The organism is Stenotrophomonas sp. CCNWLW57 (genome assembly GCF_037203925.1).
GTDB classification, from domain to species: domain Bacteria; phylum Pseudomonadota; class Gammaproteobacteria; order Xanthomonadales; family Xanthomonadaceae; genus Stenotrophomonas; species Stenotrophomonas rhizophila_A.
The window spans coordinates 137,024-157,666 of record NZ_JBBCBJ010000004.1; the positions used below are offsets into that span (position 1 = coordinate 137,024).

Sequence of the window (20,643 nt, forward strand, 5' to 3'; positions counted from 1 at the left end):
CACATGGTGGCGCGCATTCCTGGTACAACGTCGACGGCACAACCTGCGGGTGTTATCACTGCAAGGTGGTCCGACCTGGCGCGCCGTAGCGGCATCGATCCAATCGTTGGATGCGTCACCTGTTGACTACCTTGTCACTCTCTTGGGGATTCCATGTCCGCACTTGCCCTGCTGTTTGCCGCTGCCGCCACCGCAAATACCCCGGCGGCACCTGATGCCGCCACCGTAGCCGCTATCGAGGCGACCTGCTTTGACTATGTGGATGGCCAGCTGGAAGCCGATCCCCAGCGGGTAGCGCGGTCATTGCATCCAGACCTGGCCAAGCGGATGGTGCTCGGCGAAACCCCGGACGAGCGGCTTGGCCTGCGCCGCATGAGCAAGGAAGAGCTGGTGGGCCTGACCCGCCAGGGCGCGCTGAAGACGCCCAAGGCGGAGTGGGACCGTACCTGCCGCGTGCTGGACGTTACCGGCAACGCGGCCTCGGTGCGGCTGGAGACGCCCTGGTTCGTGGACTACTTCCACATGGGCCGTTTCGGAGAGCGCTGGATCATCGTCAATGCGCTCTGGTACTCCAAGCCCAGAGCGGCCTCCACGGCACCGGCGGCGAAGTAATCAGGGCGAACAGGCCGCGTGATGTGACACCAGATCGGCAAGTCGCCCGCCGTCCGCAACAGCGGCAACATAGCCGTCGGGGCGCACCAGCACCCACTCGTCCGGCCCAAGTCCGTACGCGCGCTGGAAATGCCCATCGCCGTCGCGCAGGTCGCCCTTCGGCCCAATGAGGTGTACGTGCAGGCCGGCGCGCGGCGGCGCAGCGATTCGGTCGGCCGCATGGCCCAGCAGCGTCCAATGGATACCGCGGAGTACCTCGAACAATCGGATGGGTTGCCCGCCCGCGCCCTGCAGCGGTGCATCAGGCGCGCGGTCGCCGGGCTCGATGCGCCCCTCGCGCGATTCGGCCGGCAGCGTAATCGAAGACGCCCGATACCCCAGGTCGAGCTGCTGCACCTCACGACCACGCCGGTTGTCGCCGCGCTGGGCGTGCTCGAGAAGCCTGGTAGCAAGACCGAGCATTGCCGCCGCAACGGGCCTGCGTTCTTCTTCGTAAGTATCGAGCAGTACCTCCGGCGCGCCTTCCAATACGGACGCCAGCTTCCAGCCCAGGTTGTATGCATCCTGCGCGCTGGTGTTCAGTCCCTGGCCGCCGGTAGGGGGATGGGTATGCGCCGCATCGCCCACCAGGTACACCCGGCCCACGCGATACCGATCTGCCAGGCGTGCGTTCATCTGGTACGCGGAAGCCCACGAGACGCCTTCGACCGTGATGTCATCGCGCCCTGTCCGCGCGTGCACCATCGCGGCCAAGCCCTCAACGGACAGGTCCACCTCGACCTCCAGCGGCACCGGTGCCTGCAACTGGAACATGTCCGTGCCCATGAGCGGGCACAGCGAGATGCGGCGTGCCATGTCGTGCTCGTTGAAGTTGTGCCACGCATCGCGGGACAGACCCTGCAGCACGATATCGGCGACGACGGCGCGAACGCCCAGGGTCTGGCCCGGGAAAGGAATCGCCAATGACTGGCGCACGAAGCTGCGGCCGCCGTCGGCGCCGATCAGGTAACGGGTTCTGATCGTCTGCTCGCCGCTGGGCGTGGCGATGCGGACGTGGACACCTTCGCCATCCTGATCGACGCCGAGCAACGTGTGGCTGAATTGCACGGCATGGCCCAGTTCGGCCAAGCGCTCACGCATCACGGCTTCGGTAAGGAACTGCGGCACCATGAGCGGCTGGCGATAAGGCTCGGCGGGGGTAGCCAGCGCAGCTTCCAGCACCGCGCCGTCGGTGCTGCTGCCATCGGCATTGTGGGTACGCGAAAGGGGGTACGGCCCGCCGGTAGCGAACAACCGGTTGAGGATCCCCATGTCCTCGAACACCTCCTGGCTGCGGGGCTGGATGCCCTTGCCGCGCGAGCCATGGAACGGCTGGTCGCGCTGCTCCAGCAGCCTGAAGGACACGCCACGCCGGGCCAGTTCAATGGCCAGGGTCAAACCAGCGGCACCGGCGCCACAGATCACAACATCAGGGGCGTTACCCATCGTTCTCTCCAAGTATGTGTAATATGCACGTATCTGGAGGGGATGCTATGCCTGCGAAAAAGAGAGTGCAAGATACACATATTTCGACCGAGCTGAAGTCGCTGCACCTGTCCATGGTCAGCCTTGTCAGCGTGATGAACCGCCCGCGCAACGACGAGCGACTCCTGCAGGAAGCGGGGGTGAAGCTGGACCAGGCTCTGTTCCGGCTGCTGGTGGTGATCGAGCGGGTCGGGCCGATCGGGGTGGTCGAATTGGCTGACCGGTTGGGTCGCGACTACACGACCATCAGCCGGCAGGTGGCCAAGCTGGCAACCATGGAACTGATCACCCGCCAGGGCAATCCGCAGGACCGCCGGATCCGCGAGGCCACCATTGCGCCCAAAGGCAAGGAGATGACTGACCGCTTGGACGCCGCGCGCGAGCGGATGGGCAGGGTCATCTTCGAATCATGGGAGCCGCAGGAGGTATCGGACCTGGTGCGGCTGATGGCGAAATTCGCCGATGCAATGGAAGTGGTCGAACGTGGGACACCGGAGTAGAGCCACCGAGGCGCTGGCCAACGCGCACTGGCCGAGGCGATAGGCAGCGGCCAACCGCTTCGTTTCGAATCCGTGCCCGGGGTGCCGGGATTACCTGCTCAGCCCGTTGCAGCAACACACCACTGAATCGCTGCGCGAGCGCTGACCCGACCGCGCGCGATGCCGAGCTTGCAGCCGCACAGGATCAGACCTGCGCCATGCCGCCGTCCACGAACAGCTCGATGCCGTTGACGAAGCTCGCCTGGTCAGAGGCCAGGAATGCCACGGCGTTGGCCACTTCCTGCGGTTCGCCCAGTCGTCCCAGGGGCACCTGCGCTGCCAGGTGGTCGAACAGACCCTGACGGGCGTCGTCGGGCACCAGATCGCCGAGGCCGGGGGTGCGGATCGGCCCCGGGCTGACTACGTTGACCCGGATGCCGCGCTCCTTCAGGTCCAGCGCCCAGGAACGGGCGAAGTTGCGCACTGCTGCCTTGCTGGCGCTGTACACGCTGAAGTTGGCCGTGCCCTGGATGGACACGGTAGAGCCGGTGAGGATGATCGATGCCCCATCGACCAGCAGTGGCAGCGCCTTCTGCACGGTGAACAGGACGCCACGGACATTGGTGGCGAAGATGCGGTCGAAGTGCTCTTCGGTAATCGCGCCCAGCGGCAGCATGTCGCCGCCACCGGCGTTGGCGTGCAGGATATCCAGTCTGCCAGCCTGCGTGGCGATCCGGGCGTAGACCGTGTCCAGGTCGGTGGGAAGCGCCGCATCAGCGCGAATCCCGGTGGCGGCCGGACCGATCGCGGCGACGGCCGCGTCCAGTTCGGCCTGGCGCCGGCCGGTGATGAAGACAGTGGCGCCCAGCGACGCGAGGTGGCGGGCGCTGGCCAGGCCGATGCCCGAGGTGCCGCCGGTGACGAGGGCGATCTTACCGGTAAGGAGGGGGGTGCTCATGATGTTCTCCGTTGGACGAGCGGGAGGATTCCCGCCGCTGTTGGGAGAACGATAGGCTTGGCCGATTGGTGGATAAAGATGGATTAATGATAATCACTATGCATGTGGGTGCATAATGGGCGCATGAACCAACTTTCCGCCATCCGTGCCTTTGCCCGGGTCGTCGAAGCGGGCAGCTTCATCCGCGCCGCCGAGTCCCTGGACATGCCCACCGCTACGCTCAGCAAGCTGGTGCGCGAGCTGGAAGCGCATCTGGGCGTACGCCTGCTGCAGCGGACCACGCGGCGGGTATCGGTCACGGCCGAGGGCCAGGACTACTACGAGAAGGCAGGTCGTCTGCTGCGTGACCTGGAGGATATCGATGCGTCGTTCAGTGCCGCGCGAGGCACGCCGCGGGGACTGTTGCGCGTGGACGTTGGCGGGTCGACCGCACGCGACGTGCTGGTGCCCGCGCTGCCGGCGTTCATGGCGCGGTACCCGGATATCCGCATCGAGCTGGGCGTCTCCGACCGGCCGGTGAACCTGATTGGTGAGAACGCCGACTGCGTGATCCGCGGCGGGCCATTGGACGATTCATCGCTGGTTGCGCGCCATGTTGGCGATGCCACCTTGATCACCTGCGCCAGCCCGGGCTACCTGAAAGCGCATGGCGTGCCCGCCTACCCCGAAGAACTTCGCAACGGGCACCGGCTGGTGAGCTACGTGCTCAGCTCCACCGGGCGCGCCGTGCCGTTCCGCTTCCGGGGTGATGCGGGAAGTGTGGAGATCAAGGGCGGGCACCGTCTTGGCATCAATGAAAGCAACGCCCACCTGGCCGCGGCGATTGCGGGCTTGGGGCTGGTCCAGACCTTCAGCTATGCCGCCGCGCCTGCACTGGCCAGCGGTGCGCTGGTGGAAGTGCTGCGGGCCTGGCGGCCGGCGCTGTATCCGTTCCACGTGGTGTATCCGCATAACCGGCACGTGACCCACCGCCTGCGGGTGTTCATCGACTGGCTGGCGGAAATGATGCCCGGGCTGCTGGCAGCCGGTTTCCAGAAACTCGACACCGACGCGCGGGTGGAGAAGCCGGCGACCACGGGTCGTTAAAGGGTGCGGGCGTGAGAACACAGCGCCATACAGTTGCGAGGTGCTTGATCGCGGCGGCTTCTTACAGTGGCGGTGTATTGCGCACTTTGGTTGGCGGTATTGGTTCAGACATGCTTACTCTGGATACTCAGGCCGCGACGACCACAGGCGCATTGACCTTCCCACCATCCGGGCAGATCCCCGGGCAACGAGGCAACCATGGCAGATCCTTACAACAGCGCCGCACGCCCGTCGACCGGGCCGCGTCTTGATGATTCGATGGTGACCACCGCATTCGAGCTGCCCGGCTTCCGGGTCGCGCGCAACCTGGGGGTGGTACGGGGCATTACGGTGCGCTCGCGCTCCATCGTCGGCAACTTCCTGGGCGGTATCCAGACCTTGTTCGGCGGCAACATCACCATCTATACCGAGCTGTGCGAGCAGGCGCGCGAGGAGACCTATCGCGATATGGCCAAGCATGCACGGATGCTGGGGGCCAACGCGATCATCGGCATGCGCTACGACGCGACCGACATCATGACCGGGCTGACCGAGGTGCTGTGCTATGGCACTGCCGTCGTGGTGGAGCCGTTGCGGTGATTCGCTAAAGGGCGATACGCAGTTTGTATCGTGGACTGCTGCAGGTGGTATTGGCGCTGGGTGTGCTGTCAGCACGATCCTGTGCGGATGCAGACGCACGACGAAGTTACATTTGAAGGGCAGGTTGGGCTGGTTACCGGTGCAGCCAGTGGACTGGGCCTGGCCTACAGCAGGCTGCTGGCCTCGCGCGGTGCGCGGGTTGTCATGCATGACGTGGGCGCCGGGCTGGATGGAAGCGGGCAGGACCCGGCGCGGATCGATGCGACGGTGGCGCTGCTGCGCGGTACAGGGCTGCAAGTGCATGCCGCGCACGCGGCGATCGACCAGCGCGACGGCTGCCGCGCGCTGATCGCCGACATCGTCGCCCGCCATGGCCGGATCGACTTCATCATCCACAATGCGGGGTGGGTGGAGTACCAGCAGATCGATGCGCTGGAGGAAGACCGCTTCGACCACATGATGACCATTGCGGCCAAGGCGCCGCTGTGGCTGGCCGAGGCGGCGTGGCCGTCGATGCAGGCACGCCACCATGGCCGCATCGTGCTGACCACCTCCGACCGCGCGCTGTATCCGCAGTACGTGCAGAAGGGCTTGGCCGCGTATGCGGCCGCGAAGATGGCAGCGGTGGGTATCGTCAACGTGCTGGCCGCTGAAGGCGCACCGCACAACATCGTGGTCAATGCCATCTCGCCGGTGGCCAAGACCCGCATGTGGGGCGTGGAGGGCGAGCCCGATGAGCTGCACCCGGATGCCGTGGCGCCGGGCGTTGCCTTCCTGGCATCAACGGCCTGCCGCGATGGCGGCTGGATCCTGCGTGCCAGCAACGGTCAGTTCCACGCAACCCGCAGCGTGGAGGCCGACGATGTGGCCTACCCGCGCGACCTGCGCGCCACGTCCGCCGACAGCATCGAAGACATCGCCGCGCAATGGTCGCGCATTGCGCAGCCCACGGTGGAACCACGCAGGTAGTCAGCGGCACGGCATACTGGCGGGGTTTCCGTCCAGCGCATGCATGCCCATGGTTGATCTCCGCCTGCTTCGCCAGTTCGTTGCTGTTGCTGAAGAACTGCACTTCCACCGCGCGGCCGCGCGCCTGCACATGTCGCAGCCACCGCTGACAGCGGCCATCCGCAAGCTGGAAGACGAGATCGGCAGCGAGCTGATCCAGCGCGGCAACCGTACGCTTGGGCTCACCGCCGCCGGGGCAGTGCTGCTGGCCGAGGCACGCCTGCTGCTGCAGCAGGCCGACCATGCGCTGGTCGCCACTCGCGATGCAGCTGAAGGGCGCACCGGTACCGTGCGGCTGGGCTATGTGGGCAGCGCGCTGTACGGGCGCCTGCCCGGGGTGATCCGCAGCTTCCGCCAGAGCAGCCCGGACGTTCGGCTGGAGTTGATCGAAGCCACCTCCGCACGCCAGATCCAGATGCTGCGCGAACAGCGGATCGACGTGGGCGTGGTGATTCCACCGGTGTTCGAGGCCGACGACATGCGGCTGCAGGCATTCGACAGCGACCGCCTGGCCATCGCGCTGCCGCGCGCGCACCCGCTAGCAGAGCGGGCGCATCTCACTGTCGGGATGTTGGCCGACGAACCGTTCGTGCTGTGGCCGGCGCGCGAGGGCAGGGGCTTCCATTCGCAGGTCGTGCGCCTGTGCGCGGCCGCAGGATTCACACCGCGGGTGGTGCAGGAAGCGCACGGCATGCACGCGGTGCTGTCACTGGTCGCGGTGGAGGCGGGCATCTCGGTGGTACCCGCCAGCATGGCCGGGTTCCGCAGTGCGGAAGTCGCCTATCACCCGTTGGCGGGGGGCGAGGCCACGTTCGAGCTGCAGCTGTGCCTGCGCGCAGATGAAGCATCGCCGGCGGCACTCAACTTCGCCCGCCACGGGGCCGGGGGCCGACCGGGCAATGCCGACCGGTAGTGCCGACCGTTGGTCGGCACCGCGAGCCCGGATCACCCCGTCACCGGGTGCGTTTCACCCAGGCGCGCACTACCAGGCCGATCAATGCGGCGAAGACCACCCACGACACGACGTCGAACACGCCATCGCCAACCAGCGCGCTGACCAGCCCCAGCAGGCTTGCCGCGGCAATCCACGCTGGCGCCGTGAACGGGCTGCCATTGGGCGCAGGCGTCCGGCTCATGCCGCACCCCCGGTTTTTTCAGCGCGCTCGATCTCGGTTACCCGCGCTTCGGTGCTGCCGCGCTTGAACCACAGGTACAGGCCGCTGACCAGTACCGCGATGGTGAGCAGGTCCAGCAGCGCCCACAGGATCTTCAACGGCAGCTTGCCGTAGTCGCCGAAGTGCAGCGGCTGGCTGAGCAGCAGCACGCTCATGTAGGTGGGCAGCTGCGGCTGGGCCGTGAGTTCGCCGGTGCCCGCATCGATCAGCACCGGGCGGTACAGGCGTTCGGTGAGCGGGGTGTTGCCCTGCATGAACACGCCATAGTGGTGGTCGCCGCTGTAGCCGGTGCCGGGGAAGCTGACGAACGCCGGGCGCATGCCGGGCTCGGCAGCGCGTGCGGTGTCCACCGCGGCCTGCAGCGAGGCCAGCGTGGTCGGGCGCGGCTGGCCGGCGTAACGCGCGGCGAACTCCCCCAGCTGCTGGCTCTGCCAGGCGGTTTCCAGTGGCTTCGCAATCGTGTTGATGGCGCCGGTGATGCCCACCACCAGCGCCCAGCCCAGGGTGACCACGCCGATCACGTTGTGCAGGTCCAGCCAGGCCAGCCGGCGGCTGCGCCCGGTGCGCAGGGTGCCGAAACGCTGGCGGCGCATGAAGGGGCCGTACAGCACCAGGCCGGAGATGATCGCCACGGCGAACAGCAGGCCCATCGCGCCCATGAACAGCATGCCGGGCAGGCCGAGGAACAGGTCGGTGTGCAGCCGGTACAGGAAGTACATCACCCCTTCGTTGAACTGCGGCGCGGGCAGCACCTCACCGCTGCTGGCATCGAGCAGTGCGGTCTTCATCTGCGGCGGCGGCGTGGCCGGCTCGGTGCCGGTGTTGACGTACACCGTGTGGCCGTCCCAGTCCCAACCCACGAACAGCGGCACGTTGCCCGGGTACTGCGCCACGGCGGTGCGCACCTGTTCATCCAGGTTGCGATGCGCGGCCTGCGGCTGCGGGTTGTCCACGTGCGGTTCGCTGAGGTGGGCGATTTCCTCGCCGAACACCAGCGGCAGGCCGGTCACGCACAACAGCAGCAGGAACAAGGTGCAGACCAGGCTGGTCCACTTGTGGACCAGGAACCAGGCTTTGATGGCGGAACGTTGCATTGAATTCTCTGGCGGCGGCTGGAGAGGGTACGGACACGGTAGTGCCGGGCCACGCCCGGCACACCGTCAGAACCGGTACGAAATCGTTCCGGTCACCGTGCGCGGGTTGCCGGTGAAGCAGTCACCGAAATTACGGCACGGGGCGAAGTACTTCTTGTCGCCCAGGTTGGTGATGTTCAGCGCCATCGTCCAGTCGGTCACCTGCACTTCGGCCAGCGCGTCCACCAGCGTGTAGCTGGGCGTGCGGATGAAACCACCGTAGCCCAGCGACTGGGTGTTGCCCACGTAGCGGCCACCGATGCCCAGGCGCAGGCGCGCGTCGTCGACCAGGGTGAAGGCCTTGCCCAGCCATACCGAAGCCAGCTCCTGCGGGGTGTCGTTGAGGCGCTGGTTCACTTCCATGGCGAAGTTGCTCTTGGTCACTTCGGCCTTGTTGCGCGAGTACGCCGCGGTGAGGGTGATGTCGTGCGCGAACTGGAACTGGCCCTCGACTTCCACGCCCTTCGATTCGATCTCGCCGGTCTGGATCACGTTCAACACGTTGTCCGGATCGTTGGTCTGGCGGTTGGTCTCGGTGATGCGATAGGCCGCCAGGGTGACCAGCATGTTCGACGCCGGCTGCCACTTGATGCCGCCTTCCCACTGGTCGCCCTGCATCGGCTTGAACGCACGGCCGTAAAGATCCTGGCCGGTCACCGGCAGGAACGACTCGCTGTAGCTGATGTATGGCGACACGCCCGCGCCGATCTCGCCGATCAGGCCGGCGCGGTAGGTGGTGGCGTTGTCGGTCTGGCTGGGCAGGCCTTCGGTCTTGCTGCGCGCGTGGTCGCGGCGTGCGCCCAGCACCAGCGAGACGCGGTTGGCCCAGCGGATCTGGTCCTGCAGGTACACGCCCAGCTGGGTGGTCTGCTGGTCGGGCAGGCGGTCCCAGCCGTTGATGGTCACGCCGGTGGAGATCGGGTTGTAGATGTCGATCGGGGTCGGGGTGGCATCCAGGTTCCAGGACTTCTCGCGGTAATCGCTGTAGTCCACGCCAGCCAGCAGCAGGTGCTGGAAGGCGCCGGTGGCGAAGTCGAACTGCACCGCGTTGTCGCTGGTCAGCGAACGTACGTCCGGGCGCACGCCGTAGGCGTTGCGGTTGAGCACGCGCTTGTCGGCATCGATGAACGGGTCCAGCGGATTGGAGTAGGTGTCCGGGTACAGTTCGCGGAATTCGGTCTTGCCGTCCAGGTAGCGCACGGCCGAGCGCAGGCTGATGCTGTCGCTGAAGCTGTGGTCGAACAGGGCGGTGACGCTGTACACGCGCGAATCGAGTTTGTCGAAATCGCGGTCGCCCAGGAACGTCGACGGATCCAGACGCGGCGAACCGGCCGGTGCGTTGAGGGTCGCCACCACGGGCAGGAACTGCTGGCTCGAGGCGGTCTTGTCGTGCTGGTAGCTGGCCAGCACGGTCAGGGTGCTGCGCTCGCCCTGCCAGCTGATCGACGGCGCCAGGTACACGCGGTCGTCGTCGATGGTGTCGGTCTGCATGCCGGATTCGCGCACCAGGCCGACGAAGCGACCGGCCAGGGTGCCGGCGTCGTTCAGGGTGCCGGCCACGTCGCCCTGGAACTGTCTGCGGTCGAAGTTGCCCAGCTGCAGGGCCACTTCGCCGCCGAGGTCGCCGAAGGTCGGGCGCTTGGTGATGGCATTGATGATGCCGCCGGTGGCGCCGGCGCCGTACAGCACCGACGAGGGGCCGCGCAGCACTTCCACCCGCTCCAGGCCGTACACCTCGGTGCGTGCCAGCGGATTGAAGCCGTAGCTGCGGCGCAGGCCATCCAGGTATTGCACCGGGTCCAGGCCGCGCACGGTACTGCCGTCGCTGCGGGTATCCAGGCCGTAGGCATCGGCGGTCACGCCGGCGCTGTAACGCAGGGTTTCCTGCAGGTTGCGGGCGCCACGGTCGGTGAACAGCTCGCGGGTCACCACGCTGATCGCCTGCGGGGTCTGGGTGAGCGGGGTATCGGTCTTGGTGGCGGTACTCGCGCGGTCGGCGACCACGCTGACCGCGTCCAGGGTACGGGCGGCGCTGCCGTCCTGGGCATGGGCCATGGCCGACGCCAGCAGGGTGGGAACCAGCATCAGCAAGGGTGAACGGCGCGACAGGGCAGGCATGACAGGGATCCCGGGTACCAAGGGCCCGGATTATCGGGAGGTGAGGATGCGAACGCAAATGAATCTCAGATACAAGCCTATGGGGCGCGGTTTTCATCCGTTTGCCACATCCCCTGCACGAGCCCTACGCGGTGCCGGTCTTAACGTAGTCCGTCCCCATTTCGTCATTGGAGACACGCCATGAATACCCTGCAGACGGCCGCCCGGGCGATGCGCAACGGCCTGGAGGAGATGGCGGCCCTGTTGGTGGGCGAGCGCGCCGAGGACCTGCGCCGTGACGATACCACCGCGCCGGGGGTGGGTATTCCGATGCCACGCCGGCTGCCGCTGCGCCGTGCGCTGCCGCGCGCCCGCAAGGGCATGGCGCCGTGGCAGAAGGTGGGCGCCCCGCGTCGCTGAGCGAACCTGAACAGGGGGAACATGTCCCCCACACCGCGGTTATGGCTAACTAGCGCCCCGACCAAGCGACGGAACGATGTGTGAAGACAGCAGGACGATGGGGGCTGGCCGTATTGATGCTGGTCGCAGCGCTGTGGGTGGCCGGGCTGCTGGCGTACCAGCTTTCCGGGCCGGGTTGGCTGAAGGGTGTGCTGTTGGCGGGGTGGGGCGCCTTTGCGCTTGCCACCGCCGTGGCCGTTGGCCGGGCCCGTGCCGGGCGCTGGCCGGGCCCGCTGTTCGTGGCCGCGCTGGTGCTCTGCGGCGTGTGGTGGCTGCTGCTCAGCCCGCGCCAGGACCGGGTCTGGGCCGATGACGTCGCGCAGCGGCTGAAGGTGGTGGAGTTCGACGGCTCCCGGGTGGTGCTCGACAACGTGCGCAACTTCACCTGGCGCACCGATGACGACCACGACGTGCGCTGGGAGCGCCGCGAGTACGACCTGGACCAGCTGCGTTCGGCCGACCTGGTGCTGTCGTACTGGATGGGGCCGATGATCGCGCACACGCTGGTGTCGTTCGGCTTCGCCGATGGCCGCCAGCTGGTGTTCTCGCTGGAGATCCGTAAAGAGCGCGGCGAATCGTTCTCGGCGCTGGGCGGGTTCTTCCGCAAATTCGAGATGACCCTGGTGGCGGCCGAGGAAACCGACATCGTGCGGGTGCGCAGCAACGTGCGCGGCGAGGATGTGTACCTGTATCGCCTGAAGGGCATGACCCGCGACCAGCTCAAGGGCCTGTTCGTGTCCTACCTGGGCGAAGCGCGCAAACTGGATGCCGCACCGGCGTTCTACAACACGCTGACCAGCAACTGCACCACCATCGTGTACGAACTGGCCAAGCAGATCGCGCCGGGGTTGCCGCTGGATTACCGGCTGCTCGCCTCCGGCTATTTCGCCGAATACGCGCGTGACCTGGGCGTGCTCACGCCCGGCGTGGACTTCGCCACGCTGAAGGCGCGCGGGCGTATCACCGATCGCGCGCGTGCCGCTGGCGATGATCCGCGCTTCTCGCAGCTGATCCGCGTCGGCGTGCCGGGCATCGACCCGGAGGTGAAGCCATGAGCCGGCTCCTTCGCCGTGGTGCGCCCCTGCTGGCGGTGCTGCTGTCGCTGCTGCTGTCCAGCGGCTGCGCCATGGTCACCATGAAGCAGGTCTCGCCCACCGATTACCTGGCCAACAAGCGCGGCGATGTGCTCACCTCAGGCAAGTTCAGCATGGCCTCGCAGGAAACGCTGAGCGTGATCGGTCTGGACGTGGCGCTGTGCGAGAAGGATGTTGCCGCCTGCGAAAAGACCCTGAAGGACACCCGCGACCTGCCCGAGGAACAGCGGCTGTCAACGCTGTCCGAGCTGTGGGTGAAGAACGCGCTGGCACTCACGCCCAAGCCAAAGGATCGCGACAAGACCCCGATGTCCGATGCGGCGCTGGATGCGTGGCTGGAAGCAGCGCGGTACGCGTATGCCTACCTGTTCTTCAGCGGGCGCACGCCGTCGGACCGCGCGTTCGAAGACCGCCAGACCCAGGTGCGCGACTACTACAACTACGCCGCCGAACAGACCGCCACGGTGGTGTTCAAGCGCAGCCGCGAAAGCGCGCTGGAAGGGGAGGACTACAACGCCGCGGTGGCGGGCGAGCGCTGGACGCTGACCTCGGACTTCGACGAGCTGCGCCTGGCCAGCATTCCCACCACGATGGTGTCGGCATCCTCGGTGAGTTTCGCCGGCCTGCGCAGTACCTATCGCCGCGACGGCTTTGGTGCCGAGCTGGTGGTGGTGATGGACCCGCCCAAGCTGATCGCGCCGGCGGACGGTGAGAAGGCCGAGATTCCGCAGTACAGCGAAATGTCGGCGATCAATGCCACTGCGTTGCTGCGCTTCAAGGGCGACACGCTGCAGCAGGTGCTGGACACCACCCAGGTGCTGTTCGATGTGTATTCGCCTGAATCCACCGAAAGCGTGGACCTGCATGGCGAGAAGGTGCCGCTGGCCGGCAACTTCACCGCCGCCTACGGCATGTGGCTGGCCCAGTCCGGCTTTGCCACCCAGTCGCTGCGCACGCTGTTCGGCTTGAGCGAAGGCATTGCCGAACCGCACATGTACCTGATGCAGCCGTGGGATCCGAACCGCCGCATCATCTTCATGCTGCATGGGCTGGGCAGCAGCCCGGAGGCCTGGGTGAACGTGGCCAACGAAATCCTGGGCGATCCCGAGCTGCGCAGACACTTCCAGGTGTGGCAGGTGTACTACCCGACCAATGCGCCGATTGCACTGAACCGATTCGAGATCGACCAGGCGTTCGACAACACGCTCCGGCATTTCGACCCGAAGGGCACCTCGCGTGCGTCGAAGGACATGGTGTTCATCGGCCACAGCATGGGTGGCGTGCTGGCCCGTTTGCTGGTCACCAGTTCCGGCGACACGTTGTGGAACCAGCTGCTGGCCAACTACGACCTGAAGGGTGAACGGCTCAAGCGCGTCCAGGCCAAACTGGGCCCGCTGCTGCACTTTGATGCCGAACCGAACGTGGAGCGCGCCATCTTCATCGCCGCACCCCACCAGGGCACCGATATCGCGGGCAACCGGGTCGGACGCTTCATCGGGCGCCTGGTGCGACTGCCGATCACCATCCTCGGCAAGTTCGAGGATGTGTTCCAGGCCCTGCAGCAATCCGAAGTGCAGTCGGCCCAGGCCACCAAACTGCAGATTCCCAACAGCATCGACAACCTCAAGGCCACCGATCCGTTCGTGAAGGCGGCCGCCGCACTGCCGATCATGCCGGGCCTGAAGTACCACTCGATCATCGCCCAGCGCAAAGCCGAGGTGCCGCTGGAGCAGTCCGACGACGGCCTGGTGCCCTACTGGAGCGCGCACCTGCCGGGCGCGGTGTCGGAGAAGGTGATCATCTCCGGCCACAGCGTGCAGGAAACCCCCCAGGCGGTGCTGGAGATCCGGCGGATCCTGCGCGAAGACCTGGAAGAGGTGGCGCCGTAGCGGTCAAACCCGCCGCGCCACCAGCACGCTCGCAGCGGCCAGCAGCAACATGATCGCGAACGTCTGCAGATAGCCCAGGGTGACATCCACCGAGAGCATCAGCGCGAACAGCGAGCCGGAAACGGCCAGCGTGGTGGCCACGCCCAGCGCCTCGCTCAACTGCAGCGCAGAGGTGTTCGCGCCCTGCTGCGCCGGCGGCGACAACGACAACGTCAGCACCGACAGGCTCGGGTAGATCAGCCCCATGCCGAGTCCGGTCAAGGTCCACCCGGCCAGCGCCAGGGCCAACGGTACCCCGGGCTGGATCGCCAGCGCGGTGCCGATGATGCCGGTACACATCAGCAGCGCGCCGGCGGTGAGCAGCTGGCGACGCGACAGCCCCTGGCCGCCATGGCCCTGGAACCACGACCCGCTGAACCAGCCCAACGCGCCCAGGCTCAACGCCACCCCGGCCAGCAGGGGGCTCAGGCCACGCTCACGCTGCAGCAGCAGCGGCAGGAACGCTTCGCAGCCAAAGAACGCCGACGCCGCAATACCGCGCAGGGCGATCACGCTGGGCAGGCCACGGCGCAGGCGCAGGGTGCCGCGCGGCAGCAGCTTCCAGCTGCACAGCGCCAACAGCGCCACCGCCGGCAGCAGCACGGCCAGGGCCGGCCAGCCTACCTGCTGGCCGCCCACGTACAGCAGCAGCGCGCCGACCGACGCACCGATCGCCCAGCGCACCACGCTGCCCTCCGAACGCGGCGCGGCAGCCAGCGGCGGCACCGCGCGCAGGGCGGGCCGCAGCAGCAGCGCGGCCGGGATGGCCAGCAACGGCACACCCAGGAACACCCAGCGCCAGCCGGCGTGCTGCACGATCAGGCCGCTGATGGCCGGCCCGATCAGCGAGGGCACCACCCAACCTGCCGAAAACGCGGCAAAGACGCGTGGCCGCAGCGATTCGGGAAACGTGCGCCCGACCAGCACGTACAGCGAAACGGAAATGGCACCGGCGCCCAGCCCCTGCAGCAGCCGGCCGATCACAAGCACCGGCATGTGCTGGGCCAGCCCGGCCACCAGCAGGCCGGCGATGAAGCAGCACAGGCCCAGCCACAACGGCCGGGCCGGGCCAAGCCGGTCGCTCCAGCGGCCCGCCAGTGTCATGCCGATCACGCTGGTGGCCAGCGTGCCGCCGAACGCCAGCGCGTACAGGCGCAGGCCATCCAGCTCATGCGCCACGGTAGGCATGGCCGCAGCCACGGCCAGCGCTTCGAACGCGTGCAGCGACACCAGCGCGACCATGCCGATGGTGGTGGCGCGGTAGCGCGGCGAGAGGATCGACGTGGAGCCGTCGGCGGGCAGTGCAGCGACATCGGAAGACATGCGGATTCCAGACAACGAAGAAGCGCGGTGCTTGCGGCACACCGCGAGGTGCCGCACGATGACACCTTAACCATGGTTGAGGTCAAGCAGTGATCGCGCAGGAGCTGAGTGTAGGCGACGTGGCACGTCGCAGCGGCGTGGCGGTATCGGCGCTGCACTTCTATGAGCGCAAGGGGCTGATCCGCAGCCTGCGCACGGCCGGCAACCAGCGTCGCTTCAGCCGCGACGTACTGCGTCGGCTGGCGGTGATCCGCGTCGCACAGCGGGTGGGCATGCCGTTGGAAGCGGTGGCCAATGCGTTTGCGGCGCTGCCGGAAAACAAGACGCCGACCCGCGCCGAGTGGGCGAAGATGTCAGCGCTGTGGCGCGGCGAGCTGGATCAACGCATCGAGGAACTGCTGCTGCTGCGCGACCAGCTCACCGACTGCATCGGCTGTGGGTGTCTTTCACTGAAGCGCTGCCGGTTGGCCAATCCCGGGGACGCGTTGGGCGAGCAGGGGGATGGCGCGCAGCGCTGGGGCTGACCCGGATCAGTCGTTGGCCGCCGACAACGCCTGTCCCCGTCGCGTCGCCGCGTCGATCGCGCGCGCCACGATGGCCTCGAAGTCGGCGCCCTGGAAGCTCTCGATCGCGGCCTGCGTGGTGCCGTTCGGCGAGGTGACGCGCCGACGCAGCTCGGCCGGGGCTTCGCCGGATTCGTCCAGCATGCGGCTGGCGCCCAGCAGGGTCTGCACCACCAGCGTGCGCGCGGCGTCGGCCGGCAGGCCCTGCGCGATGCCGGCCGCTTCCATCGCCTCGGCCAACAGGAACACATAGGCCGGGCCACTGCCGGAGACGGCGGTGACCGCATCCATGCGTGCTTCATCCTCGATCCACACCGTGCGCCCGGCGCTGGCCAGCACGGTGTCGGCCTGGCCACGCTGTTCGGCGCTGACCTCTGCGGTGGCAAACAGACCGGTCACGCCTGCACCCAGCAGCGCCGGGGTATTGGGCATGGCGCGTACCACCGCGCCGGTACCGCCCAGCCAGCGCAGCAGCTGCGCACTGGTGATGCCGGCGGCGATGGACACCACCAGCGGGGCCTGGGCCTGGGCGATCTCCGCCAGTGACGCACAGACATCGCGCAGCACCTGCGGCTTCACCGCCAGCACCCATACCGCGCCCTGCGCGGCCGCTTCGCTGGCGCTGGCGTAGGTCTTCACGCCGAAGTCGGTGGTGAGCTGGCTGCGCAGCCCGGCCACCGGTTCGGCCACGTGGATGTTGCCCGGGGCAGTGCCCTGGCGGACCAGGCCGGCGATCAGGCTGCGCGCCATGTTGCCGCCGCCGATGAAGGTGATCGAAGTGCTCATTGGGCATCCTTGTAGGTGATCTGGGCCGCGGGGCAGGGGCCCGCGCTACGGGTGGGTGGGCCCCTCAATGCCGTGCGCCGAACAAGGCGGTGCCGACGCGGACCATGGTCGCGCCGTGGGCAATGGCGTCGGGGTAGTCGCCGCTCATGCCCATCGAGAGGGTATCGGCCTGCGGGTAGCGGGTGGCCAGATCGGCAAACAGCGCGTGCATGCGTTCAAAGGCCTGGGCGCGGCGGTGTGGGTCCGGCCACGGCGCAGGGATGGCCATCAGCCCGCGCAGGCAAAGGCGTGGTTCGGCGGCGATGGCGGCGGCCAGCGCCGGCACGGCGTCGGGCGTGCAGCCGTGCTTGCTGCCTTCATCGTCGATATTGACCTGCACCAGCACGTTCAACGGCGGCAACGCGGCCGGGCGGTGCGCGGCCAGGGCGGTGACCAGCTTGGCCCGGTCCACGCTCTGCACCCAGTCGAAGCGCTGCGCGGCCAGGTCGGCCTTGTTGGACTGCAGGTGGCCGATCAGGTGCCACTCCAGCCCCAGGGCCGCCAGCGCATCGATCTTTGCCACTGCTTCCTGCACGTAGTTCTCGCCGAACGCGCGCTGGCCCTGCGCCGCCAGCGCCGCCACGGCCTCGGCCGGCTGGGTCTTGGACACCGCCAGCAGGCGCGGCGGTGGCCGCCCGGCGGCCGTGGCCGCGTTGTGCAGGTTCAGCAGCAGGGTGGGCAGGGGCAGGGCGGTCACGGGTGGGCGCTCACGGGGCAGGACACAAAGAGATTTCGCGGTGGATCAGGGAGGCTATACTGCCGACCGGGGAAAGATCCTTCCAGTCGCAGCAGTCTATGGGGAGTAGCAGCGTATGGATATCGCCGAGCTGTTGGCGTTTTCCGTTAAGAACAAAGCGTCGGACCTTCATCTGTCGGCAGGCCTGCCGCCGATGATCCGCGTGGACGGCGATGTCCGTCGCATCAACATTCCGGCCTTGGACCACAAGCAGGTCCACGCGCTCGTTTACGACATCATGTCGGACAAGCAGCGCCGCGATTACGAGGAATTCCTCGAAGTCGACTTCTCGTTCGAGATTCCCAGCCTGGCGCGCTTCCGCGTCAACGCGTTCAACCAGAACCGTGGCGCCGGTGCGGTCTTCCGTACCATTCCGTCCGAAGTGCTGACCCTGGAAGACCTGAACACGCCGCCGATCTTCCGCGAGCTGATCGACCAGCCGCAGGGCCTGATCCTGGTGACCGGCCCGACCGGTTCGGGCAAGTCGACCACGCTGGCGGCGATGATCGACTACATCAACAAGAACGAATACGGCCACATCCTCACCGTCGAGGATCCGATCGAATTCGTGCACACCTCGCAGAAGTGCCTGATCAACCAGCGCGAAGTGCACCGCGATACGCACGGCTTCAACGAAGCACTGCGTTCGGCACTGCGTGAAGACCCGGACATCATCCTGGTCGGCGAACTCCGCGACCTGGAAACCATCCGGCTGGCGCTGACCGCCGCCGAAACCGGCCACCTGGTGTTCGGCACGCTGCACACCAGCTCGGCGGCCAAGACCATCGACCGCATCATCGACGTGTTCCCCGCCGGCGAAAAGCCGATGGTGCGCTCGATGCTGTCCGAATCGCTGCGCGCGGTGATTTCGCAGGCACTGCTCAAGAAGGTGGGCGGCGGGCGCACCGCCGCGTGGGAAATCATGGTGGGCACCCCTGCCATCCGCAACCTGATCCGCGAAGACAAGGTGGCGCAGATGTACTCGGCGATCCAGACCGGCCAGCAAATGGGCATGATGACGCTCGACCAGCACCTGCAGGACCTGGTCAAGCGCAGCCTGATCACGCGCAACCAGGCCAAGGAATACGCCAAGGACAAGCGCATCTTCGAATGATGGTGGCGCCGGGCCTTCCCGGCGCGACAGATTCGGCAGCGCCGGGCCATGCCCGGCGTTCGGCAAGGTTTCCGGAGCACATCGCCATGAATACCACCAGCACCACCATCGACTTCACCTCGTTCCTCAAGCTGATGGCGCACCAGAAGGCGTCGGACCTTTTCATCACCGCGGGCATGCCGCCTGCGATCAAGGTCAACGGCAAGATCTCGCCCATCACCCAGACCCCGCTCACGCCGCAGCAGAGCCGCGACCTGGTGCTGAACGTGATGACGCCGGCGCAGCGCGAAGAGTTCGAAAAAACCCACGAGTGCAACTTCGCCATCGGCCTGTCCGGCGTGGGCCGGTTCCGCGTGAGCTGCTTCTACCAGCGCAACCAGGTCGGCATGGTCCTGCGCCGCATTGAAACCCGAATTCCCACCGTGGAAGAGCTGAGCCTGCCGCCGATCATCAAGACGCTGGCGATGACCAAGCGCGGCATCATCCTGTTCGTGGGTGCGACCGGTACCGGCAAGTCCACCTCGCTGGCTGCGATGATCGGTTACCGCAACCTGAATTCCACCGGGCACATCATCACCATCGAAGACCCGATCGAATTCGTGCACAAGCACGAAGGCTGCATCATCACCCAGCGCGAAGTGGGCATCGATACCGACAGCTGGGAAGCGGCGCTGAAGAACACCCTGCGCCAGGCGCCGGACGTGATCATGATCGGCGAAGTGCGTACCCGCGAAGGCATGGACCATGCCATCGCGTTCGCCGAAACCGGCCACCTGGTGCTGTGTACCCTGCATGCCAACAACGCCAACCAGGCGATGGACCGCATCATCAACTTCTTCCCGGAAGACCGCCGCAGCCAGCTGCTGATGGATCTGTCGCTGAACCTCAAGGGCGTGGTTGCCCAGCAGCTGGTGCCCTCGCCGGATGGCAAGTCGCGCAAGGTGGCGATGGAAATCATGCTGGGCACGCCGCTGGTGCAGGATTACATCCGCGACGGCGAGATCCACAAGCTCAAGGAAGTGATGAAGGAATCGGTGCAGCTGGGCATGCGCACCTTCGACCAGAGCCTGTTCGAGCTCTACCAGGCCGGCGAGATCAGCTACGAAGACGCGCTGCGCTACGCCGATTCGCAGAACGAGGTGCGCCTGCGCATCAAGCTCTCGCAGGGCGGTGACGCACGCACGCTGTCGCAGGGCCTGGACGGCGTGGAGATTTCCGAAGTCCGCTGAAGCTGCGGGCGGGGAAACCGGGCGCGTACGGTGCAATGCCGGCGCGCCTTTGTTGCAAGTGGTGTTTCAAGGGGCCGGCACCGCGCCGGTGACACTGCCAATGATGAGAATGCACATGGAATTGCATGATCCATACCGCGCACCGGCGACCATTCCGATGCCACCTGCTTTGCCCGGCACGCTGCCGGAATCCCAGTCCCAGGCACGGGCGATTTCCGATGCGGCCGAGTACTACTCGCCTTCCACGCTGAAAATGGTGCTGCTTTCACCCACTACGCTCGGGCTGTACCCGATGTACTGGTTCTGGCGTAACTGGCAGGCGATCAAGCGCGAGACCGGCGGCGACCAGTGGCCCTGGGCGCGCGCGCTGTTCTCACCGATCTGGTCGTTCTTCTGCTTCCGCGAGCTGAGTGACGCGGCCAGCAGCCGGCGTCGCGAACTGGCCTTCGCGCCAGGACTGTTGGCGGTGACCTACTTCCTGCTCAACTTCGCCAGCCGGCTGCCCAACGCCGGTTGGCTGCTGGCGCTGTTCACGTTCGTACCGCTGCTGCCGGTCAACAGCCTGCTGCGCCGTTACCATCAGGATGAACGGGTCGACATGGAGCGCATGGACCGGCTCAACGTCTGGCACATCCTGGTGATCATCGCCGGTGGCCTGCTGCTCCTACTGGCGGTGATCGGGACCGTGGCCGAACGCTGAGGCAGGTAGATGGCGCCTGCA

Annotated in this window: 21 protein-coding genes; 13 read left to right on the forward strand and 8 right to left on the reverse strand. The window is 66.8% G+C overall.

The window, feature by feature from the left end; genetic code table 11:
* Positions 1-153 precede the first annotated feature (153 nt).
* Positions 154-612 (forward strand): nuclear transport factor 2 family protein, encoded by a 459-nt coding sequence (locus V9K91_RS11030; RefSeq protein ID WP_095363708.1) that lies wholly within the window; start codon positions 154-156, stop codon positions 610-612.
* Here the strand turns inward: V9K91_RS11030 and V9K91_RS11035 are convergent, their stop codons facing one another.
* Positions 613-2,097, reverse strand: coding sequence for an FAD-dependent oxidoreductase (locus V9K91_RS11035; protein WP_336442889.1), 1,485 nt, complete (start codon positions 2,095-2,097; stop codon positions 613-615).
* 47 nt (positions 2,098-2,144) lie between these two features.
* On the opposite strand from V9K91_RS11035, the gene V9K91_RS11040 reads away from it, so the two are divergent.
* The gene (locus V9K91_RS11040) at positions 2,145-2,636 is read left to right on the forward strand and encodes a MarR family winged helix-turn-helix transcriptional regulator (protein WP_245357171.1); all 492 of its coding nucleotides are present in this window, start codon (positions 2,145-2,147) and stop codon (positions 2,634-2,636) included.
* Between the two features lie 184 nt (positions 2,637-2,820).
* Here V9K91_RS11040 and V9K91_RS11045 read toward each other — a convergent pair whose 3' ends face one another.
* On the reverse strand, positions 2,821-3,573 hold the full coding sequence (locus V9K91_RS11045; RefSeq protein ID WP_095363711.1) for an SDR family oxidoreductase: 753 nt from the start codon (positions 3,571-3,573) through the stop codon (positions 2,821-2,823).
* Positions 3,574-3,696: 123 nt separating this feature from the next.
* On the opposite strand from V9K91_RS11045, the gene V9K91_RS11050 reads away from it, so the two are divergent.
* From V9K91_RS11050 to V9K91_RS11065, 4 genes are all read left to right on the forward strand, one after another.
* Complete coding sequence (locus V9K91_RS11050; RefSeq protein WP_336442888.1) at positions 3,697-4,659, forward strand: LysR family transcriptional regulator; 963 nt, start codon at positions 3,697-3,699, stop codon at positions 4,657-4,659.
* A gap of 198 nt (positions 4,660-4,857) precedes the next feature.
* Positions 4,858-5,238, forward strand: coding sequence for a YbjQ family protein (locus V9K91_RS11055; RefSeq protein WP_336442887.1), 381 nt, complete (start codon positions 4,858-4,860; stop codon positions 5,236-5,238).
* A gap of 87 nt (positions 5,239-5,325) precedes the next feature.
* Complete coding sequence (locus V9K91_RS11060) at positions 5,326-6,207, forward strand: SDR family NAD(P)-dependent oxidoreductase (protein ID WP_068849709.1); 882 nt, start codon at positions 5,326-5,328, stop codon at positions 6,205-6,207.
* A 49-nt stretch (positions 6,208-6,256) separates the two neighbouring features.
* The gene (locus V9K91_RS11065; RefSeq protein ID WP_068849714.1) at positions 6,257-7,159 is read left to right on the forward strand and encodes a LysR family transcriptional regulator; all 903 of its coding nucleotides are present in this window, start codon (positions 6,257-6,259) and stop codon (positions 7,157-7,159) included.
* Positions 7,160-7,199: 40 nt separating this feature from the next.
* Here V9K91_RS11065 and V9K91_RS11070 read toward each other — a convergent pair whose 3' ends face one another.
* The 3 genes from V9K91_RS11070 to V9K91_RS11080 form a co-directional block, all read right to left on the reverse strand.
* Complete coding sequence (locus V9K91_RS11070) at positions 7,200-7,382, reverse strand: hypothetical protein (protein WP_068849717.1); 183 nt, start codon at positions 7,380-7,382, stop codon at positions 7,200-7,202.
* Positions 7,379-8,515, reverse strand: coding sequence for a PepSY-associated TM helix domain-containing protein (locus tag V9K91_RS11075; protein ID WP_095363715.1), 1,137 nt, complete (start codon positions 8,513-8,515; stop codon positions 7,379-7,381). The genes V9K91_RS11070 and V9K91_RS11075 overlap by 4 nt, the downstream gene beginning before the upstream one ends.
* Before the next feature lie 66 nt (positions 8,516-8,581).
* Entirely contained in the window at positions 8,582-10,672 is a 2,091-nt protein-coding gene (locus tag V9K91_RS11080; RefSeq protein ID WP_336442886.1) for a TonB-dependent siderophore receptor, read from the reverse strand.
* Positions 10,673-10,852: 180 nt separating this feature from the next.
* Between V9K91_RS11080 and V9K91_RS11085 the strand changes: the two genes are divergently transcribed.
* The 3 genes from V9K91_RS11085 to V9K91_RS11095 all read left to right on the forward strand — a co-directional run bounded on the left by V9K91_RS11085 (position 10,853) and on the right by V9K91_RS11095 (position 14,093).
* Positions 10,853-11,071 (forward strand): hypothetical protein, encoded by a 219-nt coding sequence (locus tag V9K91_RS11085; protein ID WP_336442885.1) that lies wholly within the window; start codon positions 10,853-10,855, stop codon positions 11,069-11,071.
* Between the two features lie 116 nt (positions 11,072-11,187).
* A complete protein-coding gene (locus V9K91_RS11090; RefSeq protein ID WP_336442941.1) occupies positions 11,188-12,165 on the forward strand; it encodes a DUF4105 domain-containing protein in 978 nt (325 codons plus the stop codon).
* Positions 12,162-14,093 (forward strand): alpha/beta fold hydrolase, encoded by a 1,932-nt coding sequence (locus tag V9K91_RS11095; RefSeq protein WP_336442884.1) that lies wholly within the window; start codon positions 12,162-12,164, stop codon positions 14,091-14,093. The genes V9K91_RS11090 and V9K91_RS11095 overlap by 4 nt, the downstream gene beginning before the upstream one ends.
* Positions 14,094-14,096: 3 nt before the next feature.
* Here the strand turns inward: V9K91_RS11095 and V9K91_RS11100 are convergent, their stop codons facing one another.
* On the reverse strand, positions 14,097-15,455 hold the full coding sequence (locus V9K91_RS11100) for an MFS transporter (protein WP_249833853.1): 1,359 nt from the start codon (positions 15,453-15,455) through the stop codon (positions 14,097-14,099).
* 89 nt (positions 15,456-15,544) lie between these two features.
* Here V9K91_RS11100 and soxR point away from each other — a divergent pair, with 89 nt between their 5' ends.
* A complete protein-coding gene (soxR, locus tag V9K91_RS11105; protein ID WP_176472643.1) occupies positions 15,545-15,979 on the forward strand; it encodes a redox-sensitive transcriptional activator SoxR in 435 nt (144 codons plus the stop codon).
* Positions 15,980-15,985: 6 nt separating this feature from the next.
* On the opposite strand, the gene proC is transcribed toward soxR, so the two are convergent.
* Positions 15,986-16,804, reverse strand: coding sequence for a pyrroline-5-carboxylate reductase (gene proC, locus V9K91_RS11110; RefSeq protein ID WP_336442883.1), 819 nt, complete (start codon positions 16,802-16,804; stop codon positions 15,986-15,988).
* Between the two features lie 64 nt (positions 16,805-16,868).
* A complete protein-coding gene (locus V9K91_RS11115; RefSeq protein WP_306989613.1) occupies positions 16,869-17,540 on the reverse strand; it encodes a YggS family pyridoxal phosphate-dependent enzyme in 672 nt (223 codons plus the stop codon).
* A gap of 115 nt (positions 17,541-17,655) precedes the next feature.
* Here V9K91_RS11115 and V9K91_RS11120 point away from each other — a divergent pair, with 115 nt between their 5' ends.
* The 3 genes from V9K91_RS11120 (at position 17,656) to V9K91_RS11130 (ending at position 20,622) form a co-directional block, all read left to right on the forward strand.
* Positions 17,656-18,693 carry a type IV pilus twitching motility protein PilT gene (locus V9K91_RS11120; RefSeq protein ID WP_068849741.1) on the forward strand — a complete coding sequence of 346 codons (1,038 nt, stop codon included), beginning with the start codon at positions 17,656-17,658 and terminating at the stop codon, positions 18,691-18,693.
* Between the two features lie 86 nt (positions 18,694-18,779).
* On the forward strand, positions 18,780-19,922 hold the full coding sequence (locus V9K91_RS11125) for a PilT/PilU family type 4a pilus ATPase (RefSeq protein ID WP_068849744.1): 1,143 nt from the start codon (positions 18,780-18,782) through the stop codon (positions 19,920-19,922).
* 115 nt (positions 19,923-20,037) lie between these two features.
* Positions 20,038-20,622: a hypothetical protein gene (locus V9K91_RS11130; RefSeq protein ID WP_095363721.1), complete on the forward strand. Its 585-nt coding sequence runs from the start codon at positions 20,038-20,040 to the stop codon at positions 20,620-20,622.
* The last annotated feature ends 21 nt before the right edge of the window (positions 20,623-20,643 follow it).

Bases quoted from the DNA above. Each gene is read 5' to 3' on its own strand.
- V9K91_RS11030 (WP_095363708.1), top strand. From the start codon at position 154: ATGTCCGCACTTGCCCTGCTGTTTGCCGCTGCCGCCACCGCAAATACC.
- V9K91_RS11035 (WP_336442889.1), bottom strand. From the start codon at position 2,097: ATGGGTAACGCCCCTGATGTTGTGATCTGTGGCGCCGGTGCCGCTGGT.
- V9K91_RS11040 (WP_245357171.1), top strand. From the start codon at position 2,145: ATGCCTGCGAAAAAGAGAGTGCAAGATACACATATTTCGACCGAGCTG.
- V9K91_RS11045 (WP_095363711.1), bottom strand. From the start codon at position 3,573: ATGAGCACCCCCCTCCTTACCGGTAAGATCGCCCTCGTCACCGGCGGC.
- V9K91_RS11050 (WP_336442888.1), top strand. From the start codon at position 3,697: ATGAACCAACTTTCCGCCATCCGTGCCTTTGCCCGGGTCGTCGAAGCG.
- V9K91_RS11055 (WP_336442887.1), top strand. From the start codon at position 4,858: ATGGCAGATCCTTACAACAGCGCCGCACGCCCGTCGACCGGGCCGCGT.
- V9K91_RS11060 (WP_068849709.1), top strand. From the start codon at position 5,326: ATGCAGACGCACGACGAAGTTACATTTGAAGGGCAGGTTGGGCTGGTT.
- V9K91_RS11065 (WP_068849714.1), top strand. From the start codon at position 6,257: ATGGTTGATCTCCGCCTGCTTCGCCAGTTCGTTGCTGTTGCTGAAGAA.
- V9K91_RS11070 (WP_068849717.1), bottom strand. From the start codon at position 7,382: ATGAGCCGGACGCCTGCGCCCAATGGCAGCCCGTTCACGGCGCCAGCG.
- V9K91_RS11075 (WP_095363715.1), bottom strand. From the start codon at position 8,515: ATGCAACGTTCCGCCATCAAAGCCTGGTTCCTGGTCCACAAGTGGACC.
- V9K91_RS11080 (WP_336442886.1), bottom strand. From the start codon at position 10,672: ATGCCTGCCCTGTCGCGCCGTTCACCCTTGCTGATGCTGGTTCCCACC.
- V9K91_RS11085 (WP_336442885.1), top strand. From the start codon at position 10,853: ATGAATACCCTGCAGACGGCCGCCCGGGCGATGCGCAACGGCCTGGAG.
- V9K91_RS11090 (WP_336442941.1), top strand. From the start codon at position 11,188: ATGCTGGTCGCAGCGCTGTGGGTGGCCGGGCTGCTGGCGTACCAGCTT.
- V9K91_RS11095 (WP_336442884.1), top strand. From the start codon at position 12,162: ATGAGCCGGCTCCTTCGCCGTGGTGCGCCCCTGCTGGCGGTGCTGCTG.
- V9K91_RS11100 (WP_249833853.1), bottom strand. From the start codon at position 15,455: ATGTCTTCCGATGTCGCTGCACTGCCCGCCGACGGCTCCACGTCGATC.
- proC (WP_336442883.1), bottom strand. From the start codon at position 16,804: ATGAGCACTTCGATCACCTTCATCGGCGGCGGCAACATGGCGCGCAGC.
- V9K91_RS11120 (WP_068849741.1), top strand. From the start codon at position 17,656: ATGGATATCGCCGAGCTGTTGGCGTTTTCCGTTAAGAACAAAGCGTCG.
- V9K91_RS11125 (WP_068849744.1), top strand. From the start codon at position 18,780: ATGAATACCACCAGCACCACCATCGACTTCACCTCGTTCCTCAAGCTG.
- V9K91_RS11130 (WP_095363721.1), top strand. From the start codon at position 20,038: ATGGAATTGCATGATCCATACCGCGCACCGGCGACCATTCCGATGCCA.